The sequence below is a fragment of the Intestinibacter sp. genome (assembly GCF_051866655.1).
Taxonomy (GTDB): Bacteria; Bacillota; Clostridia; order Peptostreptococcales; family Peptostreptococcaceae; genus Intestinibacter.
Genome location: NZ_JBJDXL010000544.1, coordinates 1 through 2,142, shown reverse-complemented (window position 1 = coordinate 2,142; position 2,142 = coordinate 1). Strand labels below are relative to the sequence as shown.

Genomic DNA, 2,142 nt, shown 5'->3' with positions numbered 1-2,142 from the left:
AATTTGAATACTTTTTATATAAATAGTATAATAAAGCTTATTAAAACTAAAATTTTTGGAAATAATACATATAAAGGTAAATTAAGATAATAAAAAAGGGTGAAAATTATGAGTTTAGATGATAAATTAAAAAGAATAGATGTATATAAATCTGAATTAGATAAAAAGAGACCATTTGAAGGACATTTACTAGATCAAATAAAAAAATACTATAAAGTAGGCTTGACATATACTTCAAATGCAATAGAAGGTAATACACTTACAGAAAGTGAGACCAAAGTTTTACTAGAGGATGGATTAACTGTAGGTGGAAAGCCATTTAAAGATTTTTTAGAAGCAGAAGGTCATGCTAAAGCATATGATTATATGTTTTCCATAATAAATTCAAATGAAATCACAGAAGATGACATATTGAGAATGCACTATTTATTCTACAATTCAATAGATCCTGATAATGCAGGTAAATATAGGACTGTAGATGTTCTTATAACTGGTTCAAATTATCCAGTTTGCCCTGTAGAAGAAATTCAAAATGAAATGAAAAAATTATGTAAATGGATAGCGGAAAATAGAGATAAATACCATCCAGTAGTTTTTGGGGCTTTACTTCATAAAGAATTAGTATTTATACATCCATTTATAGATGGAAATGGCAGAATTTCAAGACTTATTATGAATTTAGCATTAATTCAAAAGGGATATATGATTGCTATAATTCCACCGATTCTAAGACAAGAATATATAAATTGCTTAGAGCTAGCTCATAAAAATGATAGTAAGTTCGTTGAATTTATAGCAGATAGAGTTATTGAAACTGAAAAAGATAATATGAGACTTTTAAATGTAGAGATACCTAAAATATAAATGATAAATAAGGCACTAGCTTTAACGAGCTAATGCTTTTTTTATTTTTTCATGCTATATAAAAAATTATATTGCATAATTTGATATTTATATTAGATAATTTAGTATATATAAATTATACGAGGAGGGTAGATTTATGAGAGATGTAGTAAGATTGAGCAGATACTTATGTCGTGTTTTGAGACACCACCCAGAGGAAATAGATTTAAAAGTAGACGACAGGGGATGGGCAAATACAACAGAGCTTATAGAAAAAGTAAATACTAAGAAAAAAATAGATATGGAAACTCTAGAATATATAGTGGAAAATGATCAAAAGGGAAGATACAGCTTTAACGAAGATAAGACGAAAATCCGCGTCAATTACGGTCACTCAATACCAGTAAATCCTGATTATGAAATTGCTTCACCAGAAACTATTTTATATCACGGGACTGCCACTAGATTTTTAGATAGTATATTCAAAAAAGGGATACTTAGCAAAGGTAGAAACCTAGTTCATCTATCTAAGGATATAGAGACAGCTCAAATCGTAGGTGCAAGACATGGCGAGCCTATAGTTTTAGAAATAGATACTAAGGGCATGGAGCAAGACGGATATAAATTCTATAAATCTGTAAATGGAATATGGCTTACAGATAAAGTTCCTGTAAAGTACATATCAATAGCCGAAAAAAATACAGAAATTTAACTTACAGCCTTTAAAATATAGAAAAAAACACACAATTATGTAATAATATAAATTAGAAAAATATATAGAGAGTTGGGAGATAAAATGGCAGGTGGAATAAAAGAAGAAAATCTAAGTTTGGCATTGAGATATATAGTCGACAATTTTGGAAAAAATACTCTTTTAAATGCCCAAAAAGTTGAGTCTATATTATCTGATTTGATTCCTAAAGAGCCGACAGAGAAGAACTGGGCCGTAGATGCAATTAATTTAGGAATAGTGAAAATTTTATTAGATGAAAATATTGTAGATGATAAAGGTAGACAAGATGCTATAAAAAAGGCACAGGATGTATTTAAAAGACAGTACGTTGCAGAATTGAGAATGGACTATATTCTAGACAATTTATTGTATGCTTTAGGATGGAGCAATGTAAAGGTAGAGGGTTTAAAAGAATACGAGTTAAAGAGAAAAAGTAAGCCAGTGAAAAAGCTTCAATTAAAAAAGGAAGAAAAGAAATACGAAACTCCAATAAGTAAACCTACTGTAGATACTAAAAAGGTCAAAGAAAATGTGGAAAAGGATAATTTAAAAAAGAGCAATAACGA

3 protein-coding genes are annotated in these 2,142 nt (G+C 28.9%); all 3 read left to right on the top strand.

The window, feature by feature from the left end; all coding sequences use genetic code 11:
- Positions 1 to 108 precede the first annotated feature (108 nt).
- On the top strand, positions 109 to 864 hold the full coding sequence (locus ACI3VO_RS16445) for a Fic family protein (RefSeq protein ID WP_439758948.1): 756 nt from the start codon (positions 109 to 111) through the stop codon (positions 862 to 864).
- Between the two features lie 136 nt (positions 865 to 1,000).
- A complete protein-coding gene (locus ACI3VO_RS16440; protein ID WP_439758947.1) occupies positions 1,001 to 1,555 on the top strand; it encodes an RNA 2'-phosphotransferase in 555 nt (184 codons plus the stop codon).
- An 84-nt stretch (positions 1,556 to 1,639) separates the two neighbouring features.
- Positions 1,640 to 2,142, top strand: a 503-nt coding sequence (locus ACI3VO_RS16435; RefSeq protein WP_439758946.1) for a hypothetical protein, incomplete at its 3' end; no start/stop codon positions are given.

Coding starts and splice junctions, on each gene's coding strand:
- ACI3VO_RS16440 (WP_439758947.1), top strand. CDS start 1,001: ATGAGAGATGTAGTAAGATTGAGCAGATACTTATGTCGTGTTTTGAGA.
- ACI3VO_RS16445 (WP_439758948.1), top strand. CDS start 109: ATGAGTTTAGATGATAAATTAAAAAGAATAGATGTATATAAATCTGAA.